The sequence below is a fragment of the Xanthocytophaga flava genome (assembly GCF_030068545.1).
In the GTDB taxonomy this organism is placed as follows: domain Bacteria; phylum Bacteroidota; class Bacteroidia; order Cytophagales; family 172606-1; genus Xanthocytophaga; species Xanthocytophaga flava.
In genome coordinates this window covers 1-3713 of sequence record NZ_JASJOR010000072.1, presented here as the reverse complement: position 1 = coordinate 3713, position 3713 = coordinate 1, and the positions used below count along the sequence as shown (strand labels likewise).

Below are 3713 nucleotides of genomic sequence, written 5' to 3'. Positions count from 1 at the left end.
AGTTTCAAAGTCTTATTAATTCGGTTTGAGAAGAAGGCGCCTAACTGGACTGCATTTCTCTATATGGCTTTCTCTATTCGTTTTTTACGTAAAATCCAACCTCTTAATAAATACTAAACAACTTCAATATTAAATTACACAATATCAAACAATATTTCCCATAAAAATGATGCAAATTTCATACTTTTAAAAACAATCTTTTATTTCTGTCTAAATAAGCCCTTCTTTTAGATAAAAAATGGATAAAACTCAAAAAAAAATATACAAAATAGAAAGTCTTGATCAACTTTCACTAATTGAAGTAGTCTCAAACTTAATAGTTAAGTTAAGTTATAAAGATTTGATCCATTTAGATAAATTAGTGGTAGCTACCTTTCAAACTCCTTTAAGTAATGAAAGACATGGATTCTACTTCCTAGAAGAACGTCTTAGTGGCAAAAATCTTAATCAGGATAACGTTTATGAGACTTTATCAAAAATCATCGCAGAGAACAGTTTAAAAACTATTTTCATAGTATCCCCAAATCATATATCAGAAAATTCTAAAAAGCAATTAAATCAACTGTTTCAACAAAATACAATTGAGTATCTAGACCGAGACAAAATCATTAAACTTATTGATGAGAATCAAGAAGAATATTGGATTCATGATGATGTCAATTTACTTGACTATGAGAAATACTATAAAGAAAGCATTCGAAAAGACAACGAGTTAAAAAAGCTTCAAATATTTAATGATAAATATGTCAAGTTATTCGATATATTCATTGAGCCCCGCATCTATTCAATAAAAGAAGATAAGGAAACTAAAACTCCAATAAGAAAAAAGATTACAATAACAGATATATTAACATCTGAGAAACCAATCATAATAAGTGGAGGTGCTGGTACAGGTAAATCAACAATTCTCAAACGCCTTGGAGAGCAACAGATAGAGCTAAATAAAGATAATAACAAAAAAAATCTCCCTATATTTTTATCAGCAATAGAAATCTTTGAGTCTAATTACCAAATCTATGCATTAATCAATCGAAAATTATCATCATTCTTCAACAATATAGATGAAGAGTTTTTTAAGAATTACAATTTGCTTTTACTTATCGATACAATTGATGAATTAGAAGATAGTAACCAAATTTCGATAATACAGGAGTTAAATCATCTGAGGAGTAAATTTAAGATCAATTTTATTATAGGCTCTCGTAATTCAGAAAAACTACAGTCTACAGAAAGTTTCAAAGAAAGTTCCGATTATCATATTGACAGATTTAACTCAGAACAAATTAAACAATTTGTTCTGAGATTTTTTGCTTCAAACTCTAATAAAGCTGAACAATTATTAGATGCACTAAAGGATAATCGTATACTTGAGAAGCTACCCATTACACCCTTATCGCTTTCATTAATATCTATCCTTTTTGAAGAAAATAGTCTAGAGATCCCAGCTACAATTACAGATGTTTTCGATGGTTTTAATTCATTGATTATTGGTAAAGCTACAGTTTCAAGCCGCATTGAATTTATCGATAAGACTTTTCAAGAAAGACTTCTATCAATGTATGCTTTGGCCATATTGGAACGTAAACAACATGAACCAATGACCAAGGAGGAATTTATAGAATATTTCGAGCATATATTTAATGAGCGAACCATGCCTGTCAAAAATGGAGGAATTAAAGAGATCCTTGACTTTCTTATTTCCAATACAGGTGTATTAATACTAAAAGATAATAGATATATACAGTTTAGTCATGATGCTTTCATGGAATATTATGCGGCACTTGAGATATTCAAACATAAACGAATTAAAGAAGATGACCTAATCAAAAATTTTTTTGAAAATAACTGGCAAAATGCTGCAATGTTTTATGCCGGAAAATCTAAAGATATGCCTGAATTTTTAGAGAAGATTCAAACTAAAATAGGGAGTGCAAATAGATTGTCTGATATACTTTCTGCCATAATGGGTTCTGGTTATATTTTACAAGCATTATACTTAACAGATAACCAAATCCGAAAAAGAGTTATACATAAAACTTTAGACTTAATAATTCAGTTACATGAACTTCAATCTAAGTTAGCGGCAGATGATGTATTTCTTTTTAAGAGCTTCAAAATGCCAGTTTTATGGGCAATCAATATTATTTATTTCTATGAGAATTTCAATTCTATAACACTAAAAACACCACTCCAACTTGCTTTTGAAGAAGTTACCACACAATATAAACTAGATGGAAAAACAACACAAGGCTTTAGGGCATTAAATCTTGCCTTAGTGCTAGAATCGAAAAGGATTCAAGTAAATAATACATTGGAGCGTTTAATCGATGATACTAACCTGTTAAATGATCCAACCCTGTCTCTTATGACAGAAGTTGTGATTGAAATGTATAAGCCTGATACTTACAAGGAATTAAAGAAAGAAATAAAAAAGAGCATCAGAAAGTTATCAAAGTCCCTAAAATTTATTACAGAACAATCTGTTTCTAGACTACGCTTTACTTCTTTTGACACTATTAGATTAGAAAAGAGAGTAAAACTTGTTACAGAAGGTAAAACAGATGCAGAACTACTAGAACATGCATTTCTAGTTTTAACAGATGGAATGAGTCCATATTGGGAAATTAGTGTAGCAGGTAATGATTCTGGCGGAGCCCAAGCCGTAAATCAATGTCTAACTCATGCAAAACCTCTTGTCGATTCAGACCAAATTCTAATAGGCATTTTCGATCATGATTCTGCAGGCTTACAAAATTTTAGAGGTCTGAAGAATGAAACATTTCTATTAATAAAAACAGATCTACTTAAAAAGCATAAAGAGGCAAATATATTTGCGATCTGTCTTCCTGTACCAGAAGAACGAAGTAATTATTTACAAAAGGATCAATCTTTTAACTTCTTTGAAATTGAACATTATTTTGACAATAGCTTTCTTAGGGAAAATGATGCTTTACAAGAAACACCTATACCAGATATATATAAAGTCAAAGAGAGTAAAAAGAAAGAATTTGTAAGAAAAGTAGTTAAAATTACAGATCCACAGATCTTTAGGCATTTTGTTGAGTTATTTAGGTTAATTGATGAACAGGCACAAGCAAATGTAGAATATGTGATATAGTATTGATAATACAACAACCCTTCCTTGAATGGTTACTCATCTTAATTCAAAGTCCACAAACCCACCTCCAGTAACCAAACCCAACCAAAAGTAAGTCAACCATGTATTTAGAGCGTAGTTCTGATAATCAAAACTACGCTCTAAAACGTATGTATTTAATGCCGATATTTGTAGTGTCAATCAGCAAGTAGTCCGGACACTGACTGGTGATCTTGTTTCACTATTCAACTACTTATACAATTATGGCATTAACGCTAACCTTATTGACATCCAAAGCAGACTGTGACAAAGTACTCGACGATCTGAGCGACCTGAAAGGGGAACTGGAGTACAAACAAATCTCGCTAACCCGTAGCCGTGACAACGCATCCGACCGGGCAAGTGACATCGAAGCTACCCTTGCCTCTGCCCAGGCCGAAGTAGACTCACTGACAGCCATCATCGCCGTATTGCCCGAAGGCTCTACCAAGGTATGCGCCCGACCAAGTACATATTGAAATGCGGTAAAATAGGTTTTAGCTTTGAAACATGAATAGTTTAGAAGCCAAACGAGAAAAAATGCTGTCGCTGGTAGAAGCCTGGCGAAGTAGTGGTC

The 3713-nt window shown here is 32.2% G+C and carries 2 protein-coding genes; both read left to right on the top strand.

From position 1 onward, the window contains the following. The first annotated feature begins 238 nt into the window (after window positions 1-238). Window positions 239-3118 (top strand): NACHT domain-containing protein, encoded by a 2880-nt coding sequence (locus QNI15_RS38750; protein ID WP_314037574.1) that lies wholly within the window; start codon window positions 239-241, stop codon window positions 3116-3118. Between the two features lie 242 nt (window positions 3119-3360). Then, window positions 3361-3615, top strand: coding sequence for a hypothetical protein (locus QNI15_RS38745; protein ID WP_314037572.1), 255 nt, complete (start codon window positions 3361-3363; stop codon window positions 3613-3615). Window positions 3616-3713 lie beyond the last annotated feature (98 nt).